This window comes from Candidatus Zixiibacteriota bacterium, from assembly GCA_018820315.1.
In the GTDB taxonomy this organism is placed as follows: Bacteria; Zixibacteria; MSB-5A5; order JAABVY01; family JAHJOQ01; genus JAHJOQ01.
Genome location: JAHJOQ010000026.1, coordinates 12,107 through 33,509, shown reverse-complemented (window position 1 = coordinate 33,509; position 21,403 = coordinate 12,107). Strand labels below are relative to the sequence as shown.

Here is a 21,403-nt window from a genome sequence, read left to right as displayed (position 1 = left end):
ATTTGGCTGCTACTTCATCAACATCATCTTCTTGGCTTCAGTGAAATCTCCAGCGGAGATCTTATAGAAGTACACGCCCGATGAGACAACTCTGCCACTATGGTCAGTGCCATCCCATTCGATTGTGTAGTCACCGGCCGACTGATAGTCATTGACCAGGACCTTAACTTCTTCACCAAGAAGGTTATAAATCGCCAGTCTTACATCACCACTGTTGCCGAGCTCATAGGAGATGCTCGTCGACGGGTTGAACGGGTTCGGATAGTTCTGGCGCAGTGTGTAAGCGTTCGGGATTGTCACGCCCGAACCGCCGAGTGAGTTGAGTGAACCGACTTCAATGCGGTCGCCGTGTGACAACCAGGTGAATTCCTCAACGGTCTCGATACCGTCGATCACCAGATGGAAGGTGCCGTTTCTCGTCGGCCCTTCGGATGTGCCGCGTGTCAAGGCATCATCACCATACACCGGCATGAATCCGAACTTGCCGCCTACCGTTGCCTTGAAGGCACCGCAGACAGTACCGTTGGCATCGACAGCTTCGATAGTACTTCCGGATCTAATCGGCAGACCATCCAAGGTCACATTACCGCCGTATACATCGATCCACTGAGTGGTCGGTACGACGCCGGAGATTGTGCTGATCTTGGCGGATGTGTTATCAGGCTGGCTGACCCACATCGCAACGGGACCGTTTGCCGGATACGTCAGAGTCGCGTCAGCATCGAGCTTGATCCAATATCCGAAGCCCGGACCCATATCTGTAAGGTCGGAAGCTCCCGGATTCGCAGGATCCCAGGTTAGACCGACGCCGTCAAATCCGAGCACAATGATGACATTTGCATAAATCGACGCGAGCGCATCAGGTGTCGGGTACGTGACGTTCGGCAGATAGGAAGCGAGATTCCATCCGTTTTCAAGGTAGATCGGTGTCGACGGATCTACCGGCATACCAGTCACACAGAATTCAACATTCTGAGTGACATAGACCCAGTAGCCGTGATAGTGATCAAGCGTAAAGAGAGTCGAGAATCCTGGTAGATCAGGATCGTACGTTCCCGCACCCTGTTCGAAACCAAGGACAACCTCAACATACGGTAGGATACCGTCTATAATATCAAGAATGTCGTCAGACTCTGTATCGACATTCCACGAGATCAGATTCCATCCCTCGATGAGATCGAGGCAGACTTCCACGATCGTGTAGGCATAGAAGCAGGCCTCAATGCGGGCGCCATTCTCGGTCCAGATGATTGGAGCACCATCGACAAAGCTGCTGACGTCGAAGCCATTGAGCTTGACAGTCACTTCATCACCGGGATCACAACCTTCGTCAATTCCGGGCGTCGTCACGGTCTCATCGCGGTACACCGCCATGAACCCGAACGTGCCCTCGGCAGTGACAAACCACTGGCCGCAGAGAACACCGTCAGGATCGTAAGCTTCAACTACATCACCCGGCTGAATCAGATATTCATCGAGTGTCGCGTCGTCGCAGTATAGATCGATCCACTCGTTGGTCGGCATAACTGAGCCGGTCGGATTCAGAACGATCACAACGTTAGCATCCGGGCCCACTACATGCTCGACTGTCGGATAGTAACCGGCTTTGTAGGCTCTGATATCATACTCACCGGACATAGCACCGAAGTCGAAAGCTCCTGAGCCGTCGCTCATGGTCGACGCGAGAATGATGCCGCTCGGATACATATCCCACAGTTCGACCGTCGCGCTGGGGACCGGGTCCGTATTCGAGAGTTCGACTGTACCGGCGATGATCTCCGGAGGCGGCGTCGTGATCGTGAGCTGCACATGTACATACAATGGTGAGTTTGTGGCATCGCCTGCATCGACCGTTATGGAATCAAAGTAGATCCCATCGACGAGGCCGGTGTAATCCACTGCCATTGTAACCGTACCGTCACCGGTGCCGGATGTAGGATCGAGGCTCAACCAGGTGCCGAACTTCGGGCTGACAGTCCAGTCGAGTGTTCCGGCATCGCAGTTTGTGATCTCAAGATACTGATCAGCCGGATTCGGGCCACCATTGAGCGCTTCGAATTCGAAATAATCACTGTTGATCGCTAGACATGGTGTCGGCGCTTCCTGAATTTCAATCGATCCGGCAACGAATTGCGGATAGATCGGGAAGCCGTCTGCGTCTGCGAACAGCAGCTCATTATCCGGAAGAATGAACACTGAGTCAATCGGAACGACACCTGCCGGGGCGGCTGCATCAATTGTAAAGTGCAGGTACGCCATCGGTCCTTTGCCGACCGGAATCAGACTCTCTGCTCCGACTATTGCGCCGACAAGAATCGTCTGAGACCCGTTATCGATTGAGACAGGTTTCATAGCAAGGTAGTCAACTCTCGTTCCAAGGAATGAAACGGAGTCGCACGTCAGTCCATTCACAGCCTTCGCACTTCCGGCAAATGTGAGCGGAAGTGTAATGCCGCTGAGTTCTTCAATGTTCTTGAAGATCACCGGAACGACAACATCTTCGCCCTGCATACCGGTCGCAGTGCCGACCCAGACAGTATCTTCGTCGAGCACCGGCGGTTCTGTCACCTCAAGTTGCGCAATGGCAATCTGAGGCGAATTGAAGGCATTGCCTGCGACAAAAATCGTATCGTAGTACATACCGGCAGTCAGCGATGGGCCGGTATCCACCGAGAGATTGACTATGGATGGAGCGGTGCCGCTGAAGGCGTCCGGATCGAGCCAGAAACCGCCGCCCGCGGTAGTCAGCGTCCAGTCAAGGATGCCTGTGCCGACATTCGTGATATTCAGCGCCTGACTCGCCGGAGCCGGGCTGCCAATCTCCCATGAGAATGAGAAGAAACTCGGATTGAGATCAATCTCAGGATTTCCGTTATCAACGTGAAGACTTACTAACACCTTGACTGTGTCGCCCGTGCTGGATTCCTTTGCGGGACCATCAGGCATCATTATTGTGATAGTGTCTACGTAATCTCCGACTGCAAGACCTGTGATATCGACAGAGGCTGTCAGAGTTGACGGAGTCATTCCGCCCGCCGCATCGAGACTCAGCCAAGCTGTCAGATTCGAGGCTAACCAGCCGAGTTCGGTACTCGGTGAATCCGTTGAAGTAATACTTATAAGCTGATCTGACGGATTAGAACCGTTGACAGTAGCCGTGAAGTCGAGAGCATTCGGATCGACGACCAGCGTCGGTGCATCGCTGACGGTCAGCATGACCGGTACTTTTACCGGGCTGTTCGTAGCGTCACCGCTCGTCACAACTATCGTGTCATAGTACACGCCTGCAGGAAGAGAACCAAGTGTCACTGATACATCAACGTCACTGGGAGCAGAACCTGAAGTCGGATCCAGACTGAGCCAAGCTTCCAAGTTAGTTGCCGTCCAGTTTAGAGCCCCTCCACCACCATTAGTGATCGACAATATCTGTGAAGGAGGATCAGCTTTTGTGGCTTGACCTGAGAAGCTGAACGACGTTGGAGTCACAACGATCATGGCCGGAGCCTCTTCGACGTACAGAACGACTTTCGCGGTCTGCGGACTGTTCGTAGCTGAAGGATCAGCAACGTCGATGGTCGTCAAATACGTGCCCGCTGTCACAGTAGACAAATCTACTGAGACTGCGAACGACTCATCGTCGGTGCCCGTCGTCGGAGCCACGCTCAGCCAGGTGGCGACTTCAGAAGCAGTCCAGGAAAGAGCTCCGCCGCCGCTGTTTGAGACCATTATAAACTGGTCTGAAGGATTCGGTCCACCATCTACAGCTGTGAATGTCAGGCTATCGAGATCAAGAACGATCGTCGGCGGTGCCGCACTGACAACCAGCTCGACCGATGCGGTCTGAGGACTGTTCGAAGCCGCTGGATCAGAAACCGTGATCGTCGCACTGTATGTGTTCGCGGTCAGTCCTGTAATATCAACCTGGACAGCAACGGCTGCATCACCTGATCCGGAAGCCGGAGCCAGGGTCAGCCATGCGGCGTCATCGCCAGCAGTCCAGTTAAGCGTACCGCCGCCACCATTCGAAATGTTCAGCGCCTGGTCAGATGGATTTGCACCATCCTGAACAGCATTGAACGTAAAGCTCGTAGGATCGAGCACAATCGTCGGTGGCGGTTCCGCTATATTCAGTGTCACCGGCACCTTCACCGGATCATTCGTCGCAGCTGGATCAGACACAGTCACGGTATCCTTGTATGTACCCGCTGTGAGACCAGTGATGTTAATCGACAGCGTCGATGAACCATTTCCTGATCCCGATGCCGGATTCAGCGTAAGCCACGCTTGAGTCTTCGACACCGTCCAGTTCAGCGTGCCACCACCCGAATTGCTTATGGCGAGCGCCTGATTAGCCGGATTCGATCCGCCTTCCACCGCATCAAACGTAAATGATGTCGGATCGACTAATATTGTCGGAGGCGGAGGTGCGACAACCAGAGTCACCGGCACTGTCACCGGATCATTTGTTGCAGCCGGATCGGAGACTGTAATGTTCGCATTGTAAGTATTCGCAGTAAGTCCTGTGATGTCAACTGTCAGCGTAACGCTGCCTGCATCGGTCCCGGAAGCCGGGTTCAGCGTCAGCCAGGCAGCATCATCGACAACGGTCCAATTAAGAGTGCCATCACCAATGTTGCTGATATTCAAAGCCTGCGTGGCCGGATTCGATCCACCCTGAACGGCGTTGAAAGTGAATGATGCAGGATCAACGCCAATGGTCGGATCGGCTGCCGGAGGCGTGCACAGGTTGTTGACCACGTGAATGGTCGTGCCTACGAACTGGGGCGGATAGCCTATTCCTGCCGTAAATTTGAAAGGGCCTGCCGGTGGGAAGAACAACGAATCAATCACAAGGTCAAACTCGCAAGACGAGTTTGCCGGATCGAGCATTGTCATGGTCAAATCTCCAAACTTAGTTGGAGTATTCACCGGGAAAATCGGCGTGAACAGATTCACCATTCCGATCAGAAAGCCATTGTAATCATTGTGGAGAGCCGCAGGAAACGCTGTGCCGTCGATGTGACTGAACCCGAACGTGGGAATGTCAGCCGATATCGCCGGGGTCCAGTCCTTTGCAACAACCAGAGAATCATCATGCCCTGTGCCACTGGTCAGTATAAACGGCAACGACAAACCCTTAACCGTCTGGTCGGTCCATCCCCAGATCTCTACTGTAAACAGTGAATCAGCATCTGTGTCTATCGTCCATGTACCGGACGACGGCACAAAACGAAGGGTGTCCGGGACGCCGGTGTCCTGGGCGAGGGCTGGAGCTACAATAACGATTGCCAACAGCAGGGTAATCGCTAAGCAACGTATTGTTTTCATCAAACTCCTCCTAAGAAAGTTTCAAATTGTTTGTGGCGATTTAAGGACTAAGAGAAATCGATTCTTGCTTAGTGTTTCACCTCCTTCGAGCGATGAAAAAAACGCTAAAATACAACTATAATCTTGATCAAATATATTCGAGCCTCAGACACCAACAACTCGACGTAGGGTACAGAAAAGAAGTAAGTAATCCTATTCTCAGAACAACGGTGATTCGCCCTCCCCCGGGCAGATCACTAACGGCACGCTAAATATAACACGAAGTCCCTCTATGTCAAGGGAAAACTTGGCCGCAAGAACACCTACAGCCTCTTTCCCCACAATGAGTTACAGGAACTGCTCAAACTTAGTTCAACCTCAAACCCGCATAAAAAGAGGTGTTACGAGAGCACAATACTTCCATTTTAGTAATTTTTCGGTTTGACTATTCAAGTTCCTGCCGGTATCTTGCGATACTATAAGTAGCGTAACATTCTGTTTACGAAAGGATTAGCTTGAACATATCGCGATACATGAGCCCGGAGATGATAAAGCTCGAAATGGAGTCGGAGTTCAGTCCGCCTGAGGGCGAAAACGGCTATTCAAAGAGACAGATTCTCAACATAAAAGAGACCATATTGTCGGAGTTGACCGACCTTCTCGACCATTCAGGAAAAGTCTCCAACAAAAAGAAACTATCAAGCGATCTATTCAATCGTGAAAAGAAAGCCACAACTGCAATCGGCAGGCAAATCGCTATTCCTCACGTAAGAACTATGCAGGCAAAAGAGTTCATTCTGGCAGTAGGACGACATGCAGATGGATACGAGTTTGATGCTCCGGACGGCAAGCCCGTCAGGCTCTTTTTCTGTATGGCCGCGCCCCCATACGATGACAATCTATATCTGAAAGTATTCAGGTCCCTCGCAGAACGCATAAACTACCCCGGGTTTGTGGAGAATCTGATAGAGGCTTCTGACCCCCACTTGGTGATACGCGCTTTCAAGGAGCTCGAATAGGGCACAGCGTCCCACTCTGCCTCATGTGACAACTGACGAATTCCATCCGAAGTACTGAGACAGTGATTCAGTCAAACGACTCTCCGAATCAGATATGCGTGCTCCAGCGCGGCAGCTCAGAGTCAAGATTTTCAGGTGTGAACCGATAGATTTAGTATCGAGCGAGATTGACACCATTTGGCAGAACAGCAGCAATTATTATGACAAAATCGGAATTCCTTGAAGAAGAGATTACGGATGACGCTACGCAAAATGTCGTCAGACAGCTTGTAGTCGAATCCGAACGCAAATACAGAACTCTTGTTGATAATGCCCTCGTTGGGATCTACATCATCGATCAGACTCAAATACACTTCGCCAATCCCCATCTACAAAACCTGCTTGGATATTCCGAAGATGAGCGCTCTGGACTATCACTTCAAGATATAATCGAGCCGAGATTTTGTAAAGAGGTCTACGAGCGAATCAGTAAAAGAATGGCAGGGGAAACAAGCCAGGATTGTTCTGAATTCAAGATGATCTGTAAGGATGGTCGAATCATCGACGTGCGCTCCAGAGGGGTACGATGCATGTTTCACGGAAAGCCGGCAATCCTTGGCACGATTATCGACGTGACAGAACAGAAGCAAACCGAGGCAAGGCTGATTGAACTGGAGACTACTCTCAATGAAGTACCGATCCCTATCATCAGGATCGATACTGTGGGACGAATTACATATGCCAATAATCAAGTGTCGTCGATTCTTGGATGTGATCGCAGTGAAATCTTCGGAAACCCGATTGCACGTCTGGTGCAGCTTCAGAATTCGGAAGAATCAATAGCTGAAGTGCTTATGAAACACCGCCGGACACAATGGCGGGGACTCGTCCGTCTCACAGGTACCGACGGACAGGTACCTGAGTATACTGCCATCGCCAGGCCGAGTATTTCAGGAAATGGAGTTAATGTCGGGACCACTTTGCATCTGCTGGAACCGATCAACCAGTCCGTAAATGGGAATCGCAAACCGGAGCCTTGTAATCAGGCCTTTGAGGAGAGCTGATCCAGCCCCATCACCGCGGCGCCCCTTCTGCCGACCTTCCATGACCCAGCAAATATGGGATAAGCAAATCACTGCTACATTTCGAGAAAATACTTATGGACAATCGTCTGATCGGTGAGTTCGGGATGAAATGATGTGACAAGTATGTTGTCCTGGCGCGCTACGACTACATCTCCGTCACAGTAGCCGAGTGGCATAACTGAATCAGCATAGCCTATGATTTTCGGTGCGCGAATGAAGACCATCTCCAGGGTGGAGCTTGTCTGATCAAACGTCACCGTGCCATCTGCTATGAACGAATCGACTTGACGCCCATAGGCGTTTCGCTTCGCCTTAATATCGATCAGTCCGAGCGGCCGTATCAGCGGATTGTCGACCTCCCTCGCAAGCAGAATCAGCCCTGCACATGTTCCCCAGGTTGGCTTCTCCTTACCGAATGCGATGACCGGCTGACGGAGGCCGAACCTGTCCATCAATAGTTGCATTGTCGTAGATTCTCCGCCGGGAATCACAAGTCGGTCTATCTGCGACAGCTCATTTGTAGTCTTGACGAGGGTGACGTTTGCGCCCAGGCGCGCAAACTTCGCCTGATGCAAAGCGAAATCTCCCTGCAGGGCAAGGATGCCGACTCGTGCTTTCGTCATTTCAGGAGTCCTTCTAAGATCGGGGCCGACAGGCATCCCCACCGGCCTTCGGAAGCTCTTGTCTCTGGGCCTATAGATTTATCTGACTTGCAGCAGCTTGTCGTCCGGGATGTCTCGGATATCGAGACCTTCCATCGCTTCTCCGAGCGGACGAGTTGCGTCGAGTACAGCCTTCGGATCGGCGTAGTACGTAGTGGCCTCCACGATTGCTTTTGCCCTCGCCGGTGGATCAGATGACTTGAAGATCCCGCTGCCGACGAACACGGACTCCGCACCCAGTTGCATCATTAGCGATGCATCCGCGGGGGTTGCTATCCCACCCGCTGCAAAATTCGGGACCGGTAACTTGCCGAGCTTCGCCGTTTCTTCGACTATCTCGATGGGAACCCGCATCTCCTGAGCTTCCTTCTTCAGTTCCTCAGGGTTCATTGCCTGCATGCGCCTGATATGAGACATCACCATTCGCATGTGCCTGACTGCCTCGACGATATTTCCGGAGCCTGCCTCCCCCTTCGTACGGATCATAGCAGCTCCCTCTGCAATTCTCCTTAGCGCCTCGCCGAGATTTCTGCAGCCGCAGACAAACGGGACTTTGAAGTGCCACTTTTCAACATGGAACTCCTCATCTGCAGGAGTCAGCACTTCAGATTCATCGATATAATCTACCTTGAGTTCTTGAAGGAGCTGAGCCTCTGCGAAGTGCCCTATGCGGCATTTGGCCATTACAGGTATTGAGACCATATCCTGAATGCGGGCTATGATATCGACGCTGGCCATCCTGACGACGCCGCCCTGCTTGCGAATATCAGCGGGAACACGCTCAAGCGCCATAACGGCAACAGCTCCCGAATCCTCGGCAATCTTCGCCTGCTCAGGATTTGTCACGTCCATGATGACTCCACCCTTGAGCATTTCGGCGAGCCCCACCTTCAACCGCCATTCTGAATCTCTATACATAACTCACCTCTTTCGCCAGAAATACATCACACAGCTTATTAATATAATACGCGTTTTCTCCAAAATAAACTGAAAAATGCGGCACCTCCCCCAGCCAGCTCCCCCGCCCCGGCATGATCCTCGCCAAGTGTGTCCCTGTTTACTAAAAATGGACGAAATTCCGCTTTGATTTGCCAGAATTTCATGTATAATGTTTCGGGACAAACTGAGGCAAAAAGCCTTCGGTTTTGCTTGATTGGAGATTCTCATGGCTAAGACATTCCCATACTCCGAAACGGTGATGGAGCATTTCAGCAATCCGCGCAATATGGGCGAAATAGCTGATGCGGACGCGATCGCCGATGTAGGCAATCCAGCCTGTGGCGACATGATGCGCCTATATGTCAAGGTCGAAAACGGCAGAATCGTTGATGCCAAATTCAAGACGTTTGGTTGTGGTGCGGCTATAGCGGCATCCTCCATGCTGACAGAAATCGTAAAGGGAAAAACGCTCGAAGAAGCTGAAAAGATAACGAACAGACAGGTAATCGATGCACTCGGCGGCCTGCCACCAGTGAAACACCACTGCTCGGTCATGGTCGAAGAGGCTCTGGCAAGCGCGATTAAAGAACTCAGGGAGAGAGAGAAAAGCAAGAGTTCGGACGGAGACTGATAGTTGAATGGAGCCGCGTTGGGGGATCTCTGCAACACATTGTCTAAACTGACCATGCGCAAGAGCGGCGCGATCCGGCCTCCCTCACCTGTAAAAGCATTCCAGTCAAATGACCGATAACCGAATGATATATTTCGATCATCAGTCGACTACCCCGGTAGATAAACGAGTTCTCGAAGCGATGATGCCGTATTTCTCTGAACTGTATGGCAATCCATCATCGCATGTTCACAAACAGGGCGTCGCTGCCGGAGAAGCGCTCGACAACGCCAGAGAGAAAGTGGCTGGGCTGATTCACAGCGAACCTGAAGAGATTATCTTCACTTCATCTGCAACAGAGTCGAACAACCTTGCTGTCAAGGGATTCCTGCAGGCGAATCAGGGCAAAGGCAAACACATCGTCGCATCCTCAGTCGAGCATTACTCGATCCTGAACCAATTTCCAGCTCTTAGAGAGTCCGGCTATGAAGTGACGTTTGTTGGATGTGATAAGTATGGCATGGTAGACCCGATGGCGGTCCGCAAAGCAATGCGCGATGACACTGCCTTAATTACTATTCAAACTGCCAGTTCCGAGATCGGCACAATTCAGAAGATCGCAGACATCGGCAGATTCACGCGAAAGAGAGGGGTCTTCTTCCACTCGGATGCAGCAATAGCCGCCGGGAATATTCCTATCGACGTGGAAATACTCGGTGTAGATGCGATGACTTGTTCCGCCCACAACATGTACGGACCGAAGGGCGTTGGCGCATTGTATGTGAGAAATGGCAATCTGATAAAGTGCCAAATCGAAGGCGGGATGCAGGAGTTCGGCATGAGGTCCGGCACAGAGAATCTGCCCGGAATAGTCGGAATGGGGAAAGCGTGTGAGCTCGCAGTCGAGGAAATGACGACCCGCATCGACCATCTCAAGAATCTTCAGATTAAGCTGTGGGATTGGCTGGAGAAGAACGTGGAATTTCTCGAATTCACAGGCCATCCTATGTACCGTATACCCGGTCATGTGAGTTTCTGGATCAAGTATATTGAAGGTGAATCACTCCTGCTAATGCTGAACATAAAGGGCGTTATGTGTGCATCAGGCTCGGCATGCTCCTCAAATCTTCGAGGTGAGGACGAGGAAGATTTGGCTGCTTCTCATGTCCTGACAGCGATCGGCGTCCCGGTCGAGTACTGCTCCGGATCCCTGACCGTATCTATGGGAAAAGACAATACCTTCGAAGAAGTCGACCATCTCATATCTGCACTGCCGGAAGTGATTGCACGTCTTCTGGCTATGTCGCCTCTCTACTCCGACAAGCTGAAAGGCAAAGACCCCTACGCCGATTGAGCGGTGTTCACCTGTTAGCCTGTCAGTCAATCGACTGCGTCCATGTGACAGCATGAGACAATAGAGTGTAGGTTCAATCCCATAACCAGGCAAGTGGCAAACGTGCAGCACTCACCCTATCTTCTTGTTAATCAATCACACAGCCTCACCATGGGGTTCACGCCCATTCGGCATACGGATTGCAGGCTTTAAGTTGTAGCCGAAAGGGAGAAGCAAAGATGATCGAGAAAATCAGTAATGAAACGGTGCACGTCAGGCCACGCCTGAGCCTCAGCAAGAATGTCAGTCAATCTGCAGTGACTGTTGGCAACAATGTTGAGAAGACCGCAGACTACTTATACGACCCACTCTTCTCTGAGAAGGTCAACGCTTCGAGACACAGTATTAATGAGGAACTGGTCCTGCTATCTGAGATGAACCGAAATCCGGAGAATGCCGGACATTCTGATGAGCAGCAGGGACCGGCTGCAGTAGCAACTTCCCTCGATATATTGGAGCGAAGTCTGCTCAGGATGAAATCTCTTTTGTACCAGGTTGCATCGGTAACAGCAGCGGACCCGGATACGTTGGATATGCTGCAGCGAAAGCTCGCTGACGAGCTTCGCGGATATAAGAAGGCGATTGCAGACGTCGATCTTCCGGAATTCTCCGGTGTCGACCTCACGCTTAACGGTATCACTATCGCAAACCACGCAGATTCCGGAGAGACCGAACAGGTTCGCTTGTCTGACACGCTCAAGACTGTTGAATCAGCGGTAAGCACTGCAGATAGTATTCTCCTGCAAATCAAACGTACCGGGTCACGGAATGAATCGAAGACAGAAGCAGCGCTGTCGACAGCGGGCCAAAACATGGCAGCCGCTGAAAGCACGATTTACCCGGAGGAAATACTGGCACGCGCGAAGGAAGTCGCCAGAAGTCTGCGCGAGGAATTCATGGATGCACCCGAGCTTCGGAGATCACTGAAGCCGGAAGAGGTTCTCGGTCTGATCGACACCGGTCAGTAATAGTAGACCACGTCTGCGTTCAGGCTGTGAATGCGGCCATCCTCGGCAATTCTAAACTTGTAACGCATGACTTCCCTTGCGGCACCCGGTGGAAGGCCGAATATTATCACTTGATAGTACAACCCTTGCTTTTCCACTGTAGGCACCCCGACTGCCCCATCAGGAATGTCCTTCAGGAATGAAGCCTCGCTGATACTATCTTTAAAGACATTGTAGAGATTCCGATAGTCGTTGTTCGCGGACGGGATGGCTTCCCATGTCCACCAATCGGACGTAAATTCCTTTGGCTGTTTGCCCGGAACCGGAGTGTACGTATCATTGATGTAGCGTCGCAGCCTGGAATCAAGAAACAGATCGGCTTTTCGACAAGCTAGCAGTCTCGGGTTGTATGCCATGTGCACTGCTGCTGCCGCAATCCGAAATGCCTGTATGCCGCTTATGCTCTCCCCAAATCGACCTTCGATCATTGTGCTGAAGTCTGCTGCGAGAGTGCGCTCGAACACAGCATAGAACCTGCCCGAAGCCTTGTCATAACAGATTGACACCGGACTCGGCGGTCGAGCGAGTTCATATTTCGGTAGAAGCAATTGAATGCTGGGCAGGATTTCCGGATAGGTGACTACCTTTCTGAAGGATTCTACTCTCGGGATACGTTCGTCCAGTTCGATATCATTGAATCGAATGGCCAGTAATGAATCGATATCGAAGAAGGAGGATATATCGAGAGTATACTGGGACGACACGATATCTCTCTGCTCAGTCTTCTCGCTGGAGCAGTTCACGACAGCCAACAACAGCAGTACGAATATGATTCTAAGAAACATCTGTGTTCTCCTCATTGCATGCGGCATCTCAGTCATTCAGTATCATATTCAGAATTCGAGAATTCCAAACATCTCGGAAAAGCGCGTTCCATGTGATGATTTTGTCGGCATCAGCCAGCCCATAATCTTCGGGGGATCATTCTCAGCGGCAGAGTCAATATCGAACAACTCGATGCCAAGCCCGATAGATTGGCCTTTGCCTGGAGAGAAGCCCTTAAGATACGCGAGTGGTATTTTCAATTCAAAATTGTAGCCTCCAACAGACGACTTGCCTCCGATCAAAGGCTCTACTCCGGCATCGCTCTTGAGCAGGAATTGTCCACCTGCTTTCGATGGCGGCACGATACGTATGCTGATCACGCCTTCCCCGATGGCTTTCGAGCGAGTGAGATAATTGCCCGATCCCTCACGAACATCCAGGTAGATAGTCAAATAATCGCCCGCGCCACGATCCGGCCTGAAAATACGATCGTCCACGACTCGCCCCGCAACATACAAGTTGAACTGATCATAACCGACATGAAACTCGCCGGAAAGATCAGATGGATCGAACCACCTCAACTGGTTGACAATCACGTTGTCTCTTCGGTCGAGGAGTATGCCCTCAGATTTGCTCCATTCGCCAAGTTCTCCATCGAGAACAACGGCGTCCTTGATTTTCGTAGCCCGCAGCACAACGTCACTAGTACGTCTCACAAGAGCAAGCTTGATCTTCATTTCCTGGTATAGCTGGTCATCCATCAGTTCAATAAGCCTGTTTTCAGTTTCCTCGAAGCATTTCATTGCATACTTAGTGTTGCCCTTCTTCTGAAGCGCAACCCCAAACGTGAAGAACAGCCCCGGGAATTCAGGATGTTTCACTGGAATATTGCCATACAGCTTGTAGAGGTTGACGAAATAGTCAGTGTCAAGCTTCAGCGACAAATCACCAAGCCGTTCAGAGGCTTCAGTGAGCACATCGGATGACACCGGCTTCTCGCCCGGATCACCTACCGCCAGCAACTCCCCGTATGCTATCAGTCCGCGATTGTAGTAATCGGCAGCATTTGCGAACAGAAGACCGTCGTAGCAAAGCGACCCAAGGCTGAAGAGCGCTTTCATTTCGGCCGCGCTTCCGGGATAGGACGCGATTACATCGTTGAGTGTCGCTACAACTTCATTGCGATTGCCAGCCGTATTGTGAAGGCTTGCTTTCTCAAAATAAGCTTTCACAGCTTCCGGACTGGCAGGATCGCGGGCAATCACAGAATCACGTGCAGCGATTTGTCGATCATAATCAACGCTGGCGAATGCCGTCGTAAACGACCGTTCGGTCGGGAATCCAGTCAGCATAGACACAGATCCGGGCTGAACCATGTCTACATCCAGCACACCTCCATCGATTTGATCCGGTACGACGAAGTGCTTTCCGGTCGGGTCGACTGTGCCAAATTCGATTCCATTGCCGGCGGTTGCTTTGGCCACCGTTGCCACCGATATCCCTGAGTCTTGGTAGTTGATATCGTAGAACCATAGGTTCTCACGGTTGGACGAACCAGGATGAGATACTACCATTCTCTTTCCATCCGGCGACAAGCCTATCGAGGTCGGTCCATTACCAGTCTCGACAACGTACATCACTTTGCCCGATTCAGCGTCCAGGATCGTGATGCACGATCCGCCTTTTGCTCCCGCATCCACACCACGATTCGCGACAAATAGGTACCGATTGTCCGCTGTGAGCACGAGATCGTGCGGGCTGACGCCCGCATACATAGTTCTTAAAAGCGCGTATTTACGCGGATCGATAACCGAGATCGAGTTATCATCCTTGTTGGCAACGTACAGTCTTGAGCCATCATCGCGAATGGCAATTGCCACAGGGTTCTTACCGACTCCCATGGTGTAAGCGGCAACTCGTCTATCGGTATCGATGAATTTAACGACATTGAGGCCGCCGTCCCCCTCATTCGATCCGCATGCGACATAGCAGATCGCGCTGTCGGGATCAAACACAGCGTCGCAAGCGGGTGCGTCAAGATACGCCTTACCAACAGGCGCATCGGTCGAAACAGAGAATACTCCGGCGCTCTTATCTACGGGGGAGAAGAACCACACCTCTTTTCCATCAGGAGTGACTCTCGCCAATGTGGCTCCCGGTACCGTTTGCAATGTCGAGATGAGGCGCTTGGCGCCGAAATCGTACACTGAAACGGGAGATTTCCCACCCTCTGTGTCGAATGGATGTGTGGCGTACATCTTGTAAATGACTCCTGCGTGAACTATTCCGAAAGACGAAAAGAGAAGCAGCATGCAGAGTGCTGCCACTTCGCAGAGCCGGTTCAGTTTAGTATTCTTTTTCATTCCATTAACCTCTCCCCTCCAAATACACATTCACCTTCAAAAAAGGTGGCAAGGACCTCAATATCCCTGATGGTCTCCATTCTTGTTCTGAATGGATCTTCATCCATTACAATAATATCGGCACTTCTGCCCGGTGCTATGACACCGAACAGATTTTCGTCTCCCAGTGCATAGGCAACACCGGATGTGAATCCTGCAAACGCTTCACCAACGCTGATCCTCTGGTCGGGGCGGTGTCTCCTTCCACCGTCTGGAGATCGTCTGGCGATCGCCGAGTAAATCCCTCCGAATGGATCAAGTTTCTCGATCGGAGCGTCAGATCCGAAAGCCACTCTTGCGTCGGAATCGATTATGCTCCGGAAACTGTATGCATTGTTCGACCTCTTCCCAAGATACCTGGCCATCAAATCTATATCCGAGCTGCAGTGTGATGGCTGCATTGACGCTATCACTCCAAGCTGCGCGAATCTCGGAATATCCTCATCCTTTATGATCTGCACGTGCTCTATCCTGTGCCTCAGTGTGCGATGTTTCTTAGACAAATCTGCGAATGCATTGAGAACCTGATGATTGGCCCGGTCGCCAATTGCATGCACGGCGCAGGCCAGACCACCAGACGCAGATCGCCTTACAAGTTCTGTCAAGGTAGCCTGATCGGTGACCTCTATGCCGACGTTGTGGCGACTGCCTTTGTACGGCCCAAACATATATGCGGTCTGTGATCCAAGCGATCCGTCCGCGAAGGTCTTCGTCCCCGCAATATTCAGATATCGATTGCCAAACCCCGACTTGAGATTCAGCGTCAACAGATTGTCCAGAAAACGAATCGGAATATACTGACGAACCCTTATCTTGAGGCCAATCTTCTTGTGGTATTCCTGAAGTAGTTCAAAGTTGTCTATGTCATCAAAATTACCAATAGCCGTGACTCCACTGCGATGGCACTCCCCAACCGCCCGCTCGATCAGCTTCAGAACTTCGCTTTGCGACCGCTTGCCTATCCGCTGATTCAGTAACGCGCATGCAGTCTCCATCAGTATTCCGGTCGGTTCACCGGTATTATCCCTCTCAATTAGTCCCCCTTCAGGATCAGGTGTCATCCGGTCAATCCCTGCTTTCTTCAAACCGAGCGAATTCGTCCAATACATGTGCTCGTCTTTGGAATAGATTGCAGCAGGATTGTTTGGCGCTATTAAATCAAGATCACGCTTGTGGGGCAGGCGAGTATCGGTCCATTCGTCCTTCTTCCAGCCCCTGCCAATGAACCACTCATTTCTTGCTAATCCACGAGCAAAATCTTCGGTGCGTTTCAGCGCCTCCCCGTATGATTTGCATCCACCCAGATCAAGATTGGCCAGCGATTGTGCCAGATATGCGAAATGTACATGCGCATCACCAAACGACGGCATAACCGTCTTGCCCGCAAGATTCAGCATTGTATATTCGTCGACCGGGATGCCAACGATTTCATCATTGTTGCCGATCCACGAGATCGCCTGTCCATCGATGATCATCGCTTGCGCCGACGGACAGCGCGGTTCGAGCGTGCGTATGTTGCCGGAATGCATCAGCAGTTTTCTTCTGGCTCCTCGCCTCCCGGATATACTAATCATTTGCCAGCACCCTGTGATCTCCGACTCGCCGGGTTACACCCATGCCGTCGAGTTTCTCGAGAATCGGCACTCCGTACTTTCGGGAGAATCCGAGTTGCTCTCTGATCCCGGCCACATCAATCTTCCCCTTCGACTCGATAGTCTCGACTATTTTCGCTCTTATGAATTCGAAGTCTTCACCGAGCAGGAGTAATCCGCCCGAAAGCTCCACTAGTTCGCCACCATCAAGCATGAAGTTAACAATATCGCGCATTGCGAATGAGATTCTCTCAAGCTGCTTTCTCGAAGGAGGATTGTACTGGTCGCTGGTGAACATCGCGATTATATCCCCTCTCAGACGCTCCTGCTCCGGTTTCAGCTTCGGCGCAAACGCGGGAGAGTGCACTATGGCCCCGCTGGCGGCAAGCCGCTTCTGTCCGATAAGCATACTCAGAGCAGCTTCTACGACCATAGCATCCTGATCAGCCACTGAGATCAGCTCCGATTTTGGAATGCCACGCCTCGCAGGATGTTTCTCGTGGAACTTGGATATCTTCTCGATGAGTTTCTCGGACGCTTTGGACAAATGTCCGGCGTCAAAGACCATCTGGCCGAGTCGGATTGTCTTTCCACCCTCGATCAGCTTCTCCATTGCCGGCTCGATGTCCTGGCGCGAGAAGTTCGATGACTCAAGAAGCTTGTCAACGCGGATGCCTTTGTGCCTTCTCAGATCGGATTCAATCAATCCAACGACGCTATCGGTCTGTCGCGTCTCATAGTGTTTTCTTGCGGTCTTATCCGATCTGGAATGTCTTTCATAATCTGTATCAATAACCACACCACCGCCAAGCAACACATCCGGAGTCGGCAGCCGAACGATGAATTGATCTCCGACACGCGCAAGGATCGGTGAATCGAGATGGAACTCGCACACACCCTCAGACCCCGGATCGAATGTATCACCTGCGAACACGAAGGCGCGAGCGTTCGCTTTCACCGTGCCGATCAGAATCTTGACAGTCCTGTTGTGCGTGAGCTTGACCTGAGCATGCGGTGACATCCGTATTCGCGCAGCAAACGACTTCGTTCCGGAATACTGCCCCGCACTGACAATAGCGCTCCCGCGAGACAGCTCGTTGTGGCTTATACCCGATATGTTCAACGCAACTCTCGAACCTGCCTGCGATCGATCGCGCACCTTCTTGTGTGTCTGGATAGACTTGATCTTTCCCGACAGGTCGTGCGGAATGACACGCACGTCATCGCCGACTGCAAAAACACCGTCGCGCATCGTTCCGGTCACGACAGCACCGTGTCCAGTCATCGAAAAAACTCTGTCCACATACAGTCGAGGGCGATCAGGGTGATTGCGGACCGATATACTTGCGAGCCGCTCCGATACCAGTCCAATGATTTTGTCGAGCCCGCTGTCGTCAGAGGCAGAAAATGTCGCGATAGGCGCACCCTCAAGAAATGTTCCACGCACTTTGTCCGCGATGTCCTCCTTCACCAATTCTACCCATTCTTCTGTGGCAAGGTCAGTCTTAGTCACAACGACAATTCCATGTTCGGTACCGAGATGATCAAGGATTTCCAGATGCTCCTGAGACTGCGGCATCCAACCGTCGTCTGCGGCGACAATAAACATCACCATGTCAATCGAACCGACGCCGGTGATCATCGCATCGACAAACCGCTCATGCCCCGGAACATCAACAATTGCTACTTCAGATTCATCCGATAGCTCGAACCAGGCAAATCCAAGTTCGATTGTCATCTCCCGTGATTTCTCCTCGGGCAGTCGGTCGGGGTCCATGCCTGTTAATGCTCTGACCAGCGACGACTTCCCGTGATCGATATGTCCTGCTGTTGCGATAGTGTAAAGCATCTATTTACCGAGGATTGTCTTAATGGCAGCAGTCAGCTCCTCGTCTTCAGTCTCGAGGAGCGCCTTAAGGTCCAGCACAAATTTGTCATCTATGATACGACCGATGATCGGCGGATCAGCTGATCTGAAAGCGCATGCCAGATCATCTGGCTTCGTCTTGGAGTTCAAGCGTACGCCGTAAGATCGCATTTCTTCTTCGGGAGCGCTCCCACCTCCCGCAAGGGCGGTAGTTTCGAGCATATCGGCCTCTATACCAGCCTTACCCAGGGAAGCACATATCCGCTCTGCGCGTGTCTTGAGCTTGTCAATTTCTGTGGTCAGAAGAGTCATCGCAGGTGAATCCAGCGTCTCTGTCCCGCGCAGATACGAAAGCAGAGTCTCCTCAAGAAGCAGCAGCGTCACCTTATCCGGTCTGAATGCCCTGTACAGTGGGTTCTTGTGGAGTTTCTCGATCAGGTCGGCATTACCGAGTATGATACCTGCCTGCGGACCTCCGAAGAGCTTGTCACCGGAGAAGCAGACAAGATCAACTCCTGAATCGAGCGCGTTTGTGATCGAGGGTTCATTCTTGATCCCGTAATCCGACGGGCGTAGCCAGCTTCCCGAACCGAGATCATACATCACCGGAATGTTTCTCTCCCGCCCGAGAGCGGCGAGTTGCTTCGCATCGACAGACTCAGTGAAACCGGTCAGCTTGAAGTTCGAGAGATGAATCTTGACTATGAGGCCGGTGTTTTCGCCGACAGCCTGATAGTAATTGTCAAACGCTACGCGGTTTGTGGTGCCAATCTCCCTGAGAATCGCCCCACTTGCCGTCATAACGTCCGGCATCCGAAAGCCGCCTCCTATCTGCACAAGCTCGCCGCGCGAAACAACGCACTCTTTGCCATTGCAGAAAGTGTTCAAGATCAGATAAACAGCTGCGGCATTGTTATTCACCACGCAGGAAGCTTCCGCACCGGTCAGCAGCGAGAAAAGTCGCGTGACATGGCTGCCACGCTTGCCACGCTTGCCGGTCGAAATATCGAATTCGAGATTGCTGTATCCGGTTAGCTTGTCGAGCAGGGTTTGAGCGCGCTGCCTGCCAAGTGGTGATCTGCCGAGATTCGTATGAACTACTATCCCTGTACAATTCACTACGCTCGTGAAGAACTTGTGGCGCTCAGATTCCAGATCATCGAGAATCGTCTGCCTGATCTCGGCGCCATCTATAGTCTCGCCGTCCTTGAGTCTGTCTCTGAATTGATCGAACACAACTCTCACGATCTGGAGTACATAGGAGCGAGAATATCGCTCCACATATTCACCAACGAATGGATCGGCGACTACTTGCTCCACCTGCGGAATATCACGCGGAGAACTCAACTTCCTGTCAAACAGTGTATCAGCCATTGCGAAAAATATACGGAGCTTCAAAAGGCCAGACAAGGACAATCCTCAATAAAAAACGGAAGGGGAAGGAATCGAACCCTCCGCGCCTTTAGGGGGCGCCAACGGCTTTGAAGGCCGCGGGGGCCACCAGGCCCCATCCTCTTCCAGCGCTAATATATCATATTTGCAGAGAGAGTCAAATGATCTGTTCACTACAGTAGGTCAACGATCCCCGCCTGCTGGAGCGAAGTTGTAGGTCAGTGATCCCTGCCTGCTGGAGCGAAGCGAGAAGCAGGTCCGAACGTATGTGAGGAGATCCTGACAGCGGCATACAAGCCGCGATAACAGATCGCGGCCACACTTCGAAATCCCGGACCAAGGTCCGGGGCAGACATCATGTCACACCGGCGAAAGGGCTTGTTGAAAAACCTCCGATGCTGTGAAGCAGCGTCATCGCGAGGAGCGAAGCGACGTGGCGATCTCTATGTAAATCAAGGCTATTGTGAAATGCGGAGATTGCCACGCTTCGCTCGCAATGACATCACTTAGGGTTTTTCAACAAGCCCTTTCGCCGGTGTGACACTGTATCTATTTCCTCCAAATGTGCAAGCAGAGGCTGTGCCTCTGCGTTCTTCTGTGCGATATTCACAGGAGCACAGCTCCCGTGTGCACATTAACGACGGAACGGGATGCTCGGCTATATCGACGCGACCGGCATTTTGACCGGGTCATCGATTTCGATTGTTTCTTTGATTACATACGGCTCAGCGTACTGCTTGCGAATCTGCATGCCGTACTCGCGGTCGCGGGTTCTGATGAAATCGTAGATGTCGATTCCCGGAACGAATATCTGCTTCGATTCGCAACTTGGATCGAACTGCGACATGTAGCATTTCACCGCTTCGAGTTTGCGCTCGAATTGGTCGCTGATGTCGACCACAAATGACGGCTTAGGCTCGCGGTAATATGTCGAATAGAGTATCTTGTGTGGTCGAAAAGGCTCCCCCTCACAATCAAGTTTCTCCAACCCCGCGAAATAACAAGCTTCGCGAGCGATTCTGTAGCAATGATAGTGATCCGGGTGGCGCTGTTCCCAGTACGGCAGAATCACCAGATGCGGACGATACTCGCGCAACACACGAACGGTCTTGAGCACATTCCCGCGATTGAACTCGATTTGCGCATCCGGCAACCCGAGATTCTCACGCACGGTCAGCCCAAGAACTTTCGATGCTGCCTCTGCTTCACGCTCGCGATCGCCTTCGTTACCCTGCGTCCCCATCTCACCTCGCGTGAAATCGAGACCACCGGTCTTGTATCCGAGATCGTGCAGTTTTATCATGAGACCGCCGGAAGTGATCTCTATATCATCTCTGTGTGCGGCAATCGCAAGAGCATCAAGCTTTATGTCAGACATCTGTCG

14 protein-coding genes and 1 tRNA gene are annotated in these 21,403 nt (G+C 51.7%); 5 read left to right on the top strand and 10 right to left on the bottom strand.

The genetic code is table 11. The features are described from left to right. Positions 1-9: 9 nt before the first annotated feature. Positions 10-5,328 (bottom strand): T9SS type A sorting domain-containing protein, encoded by a 5,319-nt coding sequence (locus KKH67_02205; protein MBU1317987.1) that lies wholly within the window; start codon positions 5,326-5,328, stop codon positions 10-12. 524 nt (positions 5,329-5,852) lie between these two features. Here KKH67_02205 and KKH67_02200 point away from each other — a divergent pair. Beyond that, positions 5,853-6,326: a PTS sugar transporter subunit IIA gene (locus KKH67_02200; GenBank protein MBU1317986.1), complete on the top strand. Its 474-nt coding sequence runs from the start codon at positions 5,853-5,855 to the stop codon at positions 6,324-6,326. Between the two features lie 200 nt (positions 6,327-6,526). Next, positions 6,527-7,369, top strand: coding sequence for a PAS domain S-box protein (locus KKH67_02195; GenBank protein ID MBU1317985.1), 843 nt, complete (start codon positions 6,527-6,529; stop codon positions 7,367-7,369). A gap of 74 nt (positions 7,370-7,443) precedes the next feature. On the opposite strand, the gene pdxT is transcribed toward KKH67_02195, so the two are convergent. Both pdxT and pdxS read right to left on the bottom strand, forming a co-directional pair. After that, complete coding sequence (pdxT, locus tag KKH67_02190) at positions 7,444-8,013, bottom strand: pyridoxal 5'-phosphate synthase glutaminase subunit PdxT (GenBank protein MBU1317984.1); 570 nt, start codon at positions 8,011-8,013, stop codon at positions 7,444-7,446. 78 nt (positions 8,014-8,091) lie between these two features. Continuing rightward, complete coding sequence (gene pdxS / locus KKH67_02185) at positions 8,092-8,970, bottom strand: pyridoxal 5'-phosphate synthase lyase subunit PdxS (GenBank protein ID MBU1317983.1); 879 nt, start codon at positions 8,968-8,970, stop codon at positions 8,092-8,094. A 247-nt stretch (positions 8,971-9,217) separates the two neighbouring features. On the opposite strand from pdxS, the gene KKH67_02180 reads away from it, so the two are divergent. From KKH67_02180 to KKH67_02170, 3 genes are all read left to right on the top strand, one after another. Beyond that, complete coding sequence (locus KKH67_02180; protein MBU1317982.1) at positions 9,218-9,622, top strand: iron-sulfur cluster assembly scaffold protein; 405 nt, start codon at positions 9,218-9,220, stop codon at positions 9,620-9,622. Between the two features lie 109 nt (positions 9,623-9,731). Beyond that, positions 9,732-10,955 carry a cysteine desulfurase gene (locus KKH67_02175; GenBank protein MBU1317981.1) on the top strand — a complete coding sequence of 408 codons (1,224 nt, stop codon included), beginning with the start codon at positions 9,732-9,734 and terminating at the stop codon, positions 10,953-10,955. 218 nt (positions 10,956-11,173) lie between these two features. Beyond that, a complete protein-coding gene (locus tag KKH67_02170) occupies positions 11,174-11,962 on the top strand; it encodes a hypothetical protein (GenBank protein MBU1317980.1) in 789 nt (262 codons plus the stop codon). Here the strand turns inward: KKH67_02170 and KKH67_02165 are convergent. The 7 genes from KKH67_02165 to bshB1 form a co-directional block, all read right to left on the bottom strand. Continuing rightward, the gene (locus tag KKH67_02165; protein ID MBU1317979.1) at positions 11,956-12,786 is read right to left on the bottom strand and encodes a hypothetical protein; all 831 of its coding nucleotides are present in this window, start codon (positions 12,784-12,786) and stop codon (positions 11,956-11,958) included. The genes KKH67_02170 and KKH67_02165 overlap by 7 nt on opposite strands. 48 nt (positions 12,787-12,834) lie before the next feature. Next, positions 12,835-15,129 carry a hypothetical protein gene (locus KKH67_02160; protein ID MBU1317978.1) on the bottom strand — a complete coding sequence of 765 codons (2,295 nt, stop codon included), beginning with the start codon at positions 15,127-15,129 and terminating at the stop codon, positions 12,835-12,837. Then, positions 15,126-16,742, bottom strand: coding sequence for an amidohydrolase (locus KKH67_02155; GenBank protein ID MBU1317977.1), 1,617 nt, complete (start codon positions 16,740-16,742; stop codon positions 15,126-15,128). Before KKH67_02155 ends, KKH67_02160 begins: the two co-directional genes overlap by 4 nt. Continuing rightward, the gene (gene selB, locus KKH67_02150) at positions 16,735-18,609 is read right to left on the bottom strand and encodes a selenocysteine-specific translation elongation factor (GenBank protein MBU1317976.1); all 1,875 of its coding nucleotides are present in this window, start codon (positions 18,607-18,609) and stop codon (positions 16,735-16,737) included. The genes KKH67_02155 and selB overlap by 8 nt, the downstream gene beginning before the upstream one ends. After that, positions 18,610-20,001, bottom strand: coding sequence for an L-seryl-tRNA(Sec) selenium transferase (selA, locus tag KKH67_02145; protein ID MBU1317975.1), 1,392 nt, complete (start codon positions 19,999-20,001; stop codon positions 18,610-18,612). Between the two features lie 56 nt (positions 20,002-20,057). After that, positions 20,058-20,146, bottom strand: a tRNA-Sec gene (locus KKH67_02140). Between the two features lie 531 nt (positions 20,147-20,677). Beyond that, entirely contained in the window at positions 20,678-21,397 is a 720-nt protein-coding gene (gene bshB1, locus KKH67_02135; protein MBU1317974.1) for a bacillithiol biosynthesis deacetylase BshB1, read from the bottom strand. Positions 21,398-21,403 lie beyond the last annotated feature (6 nt).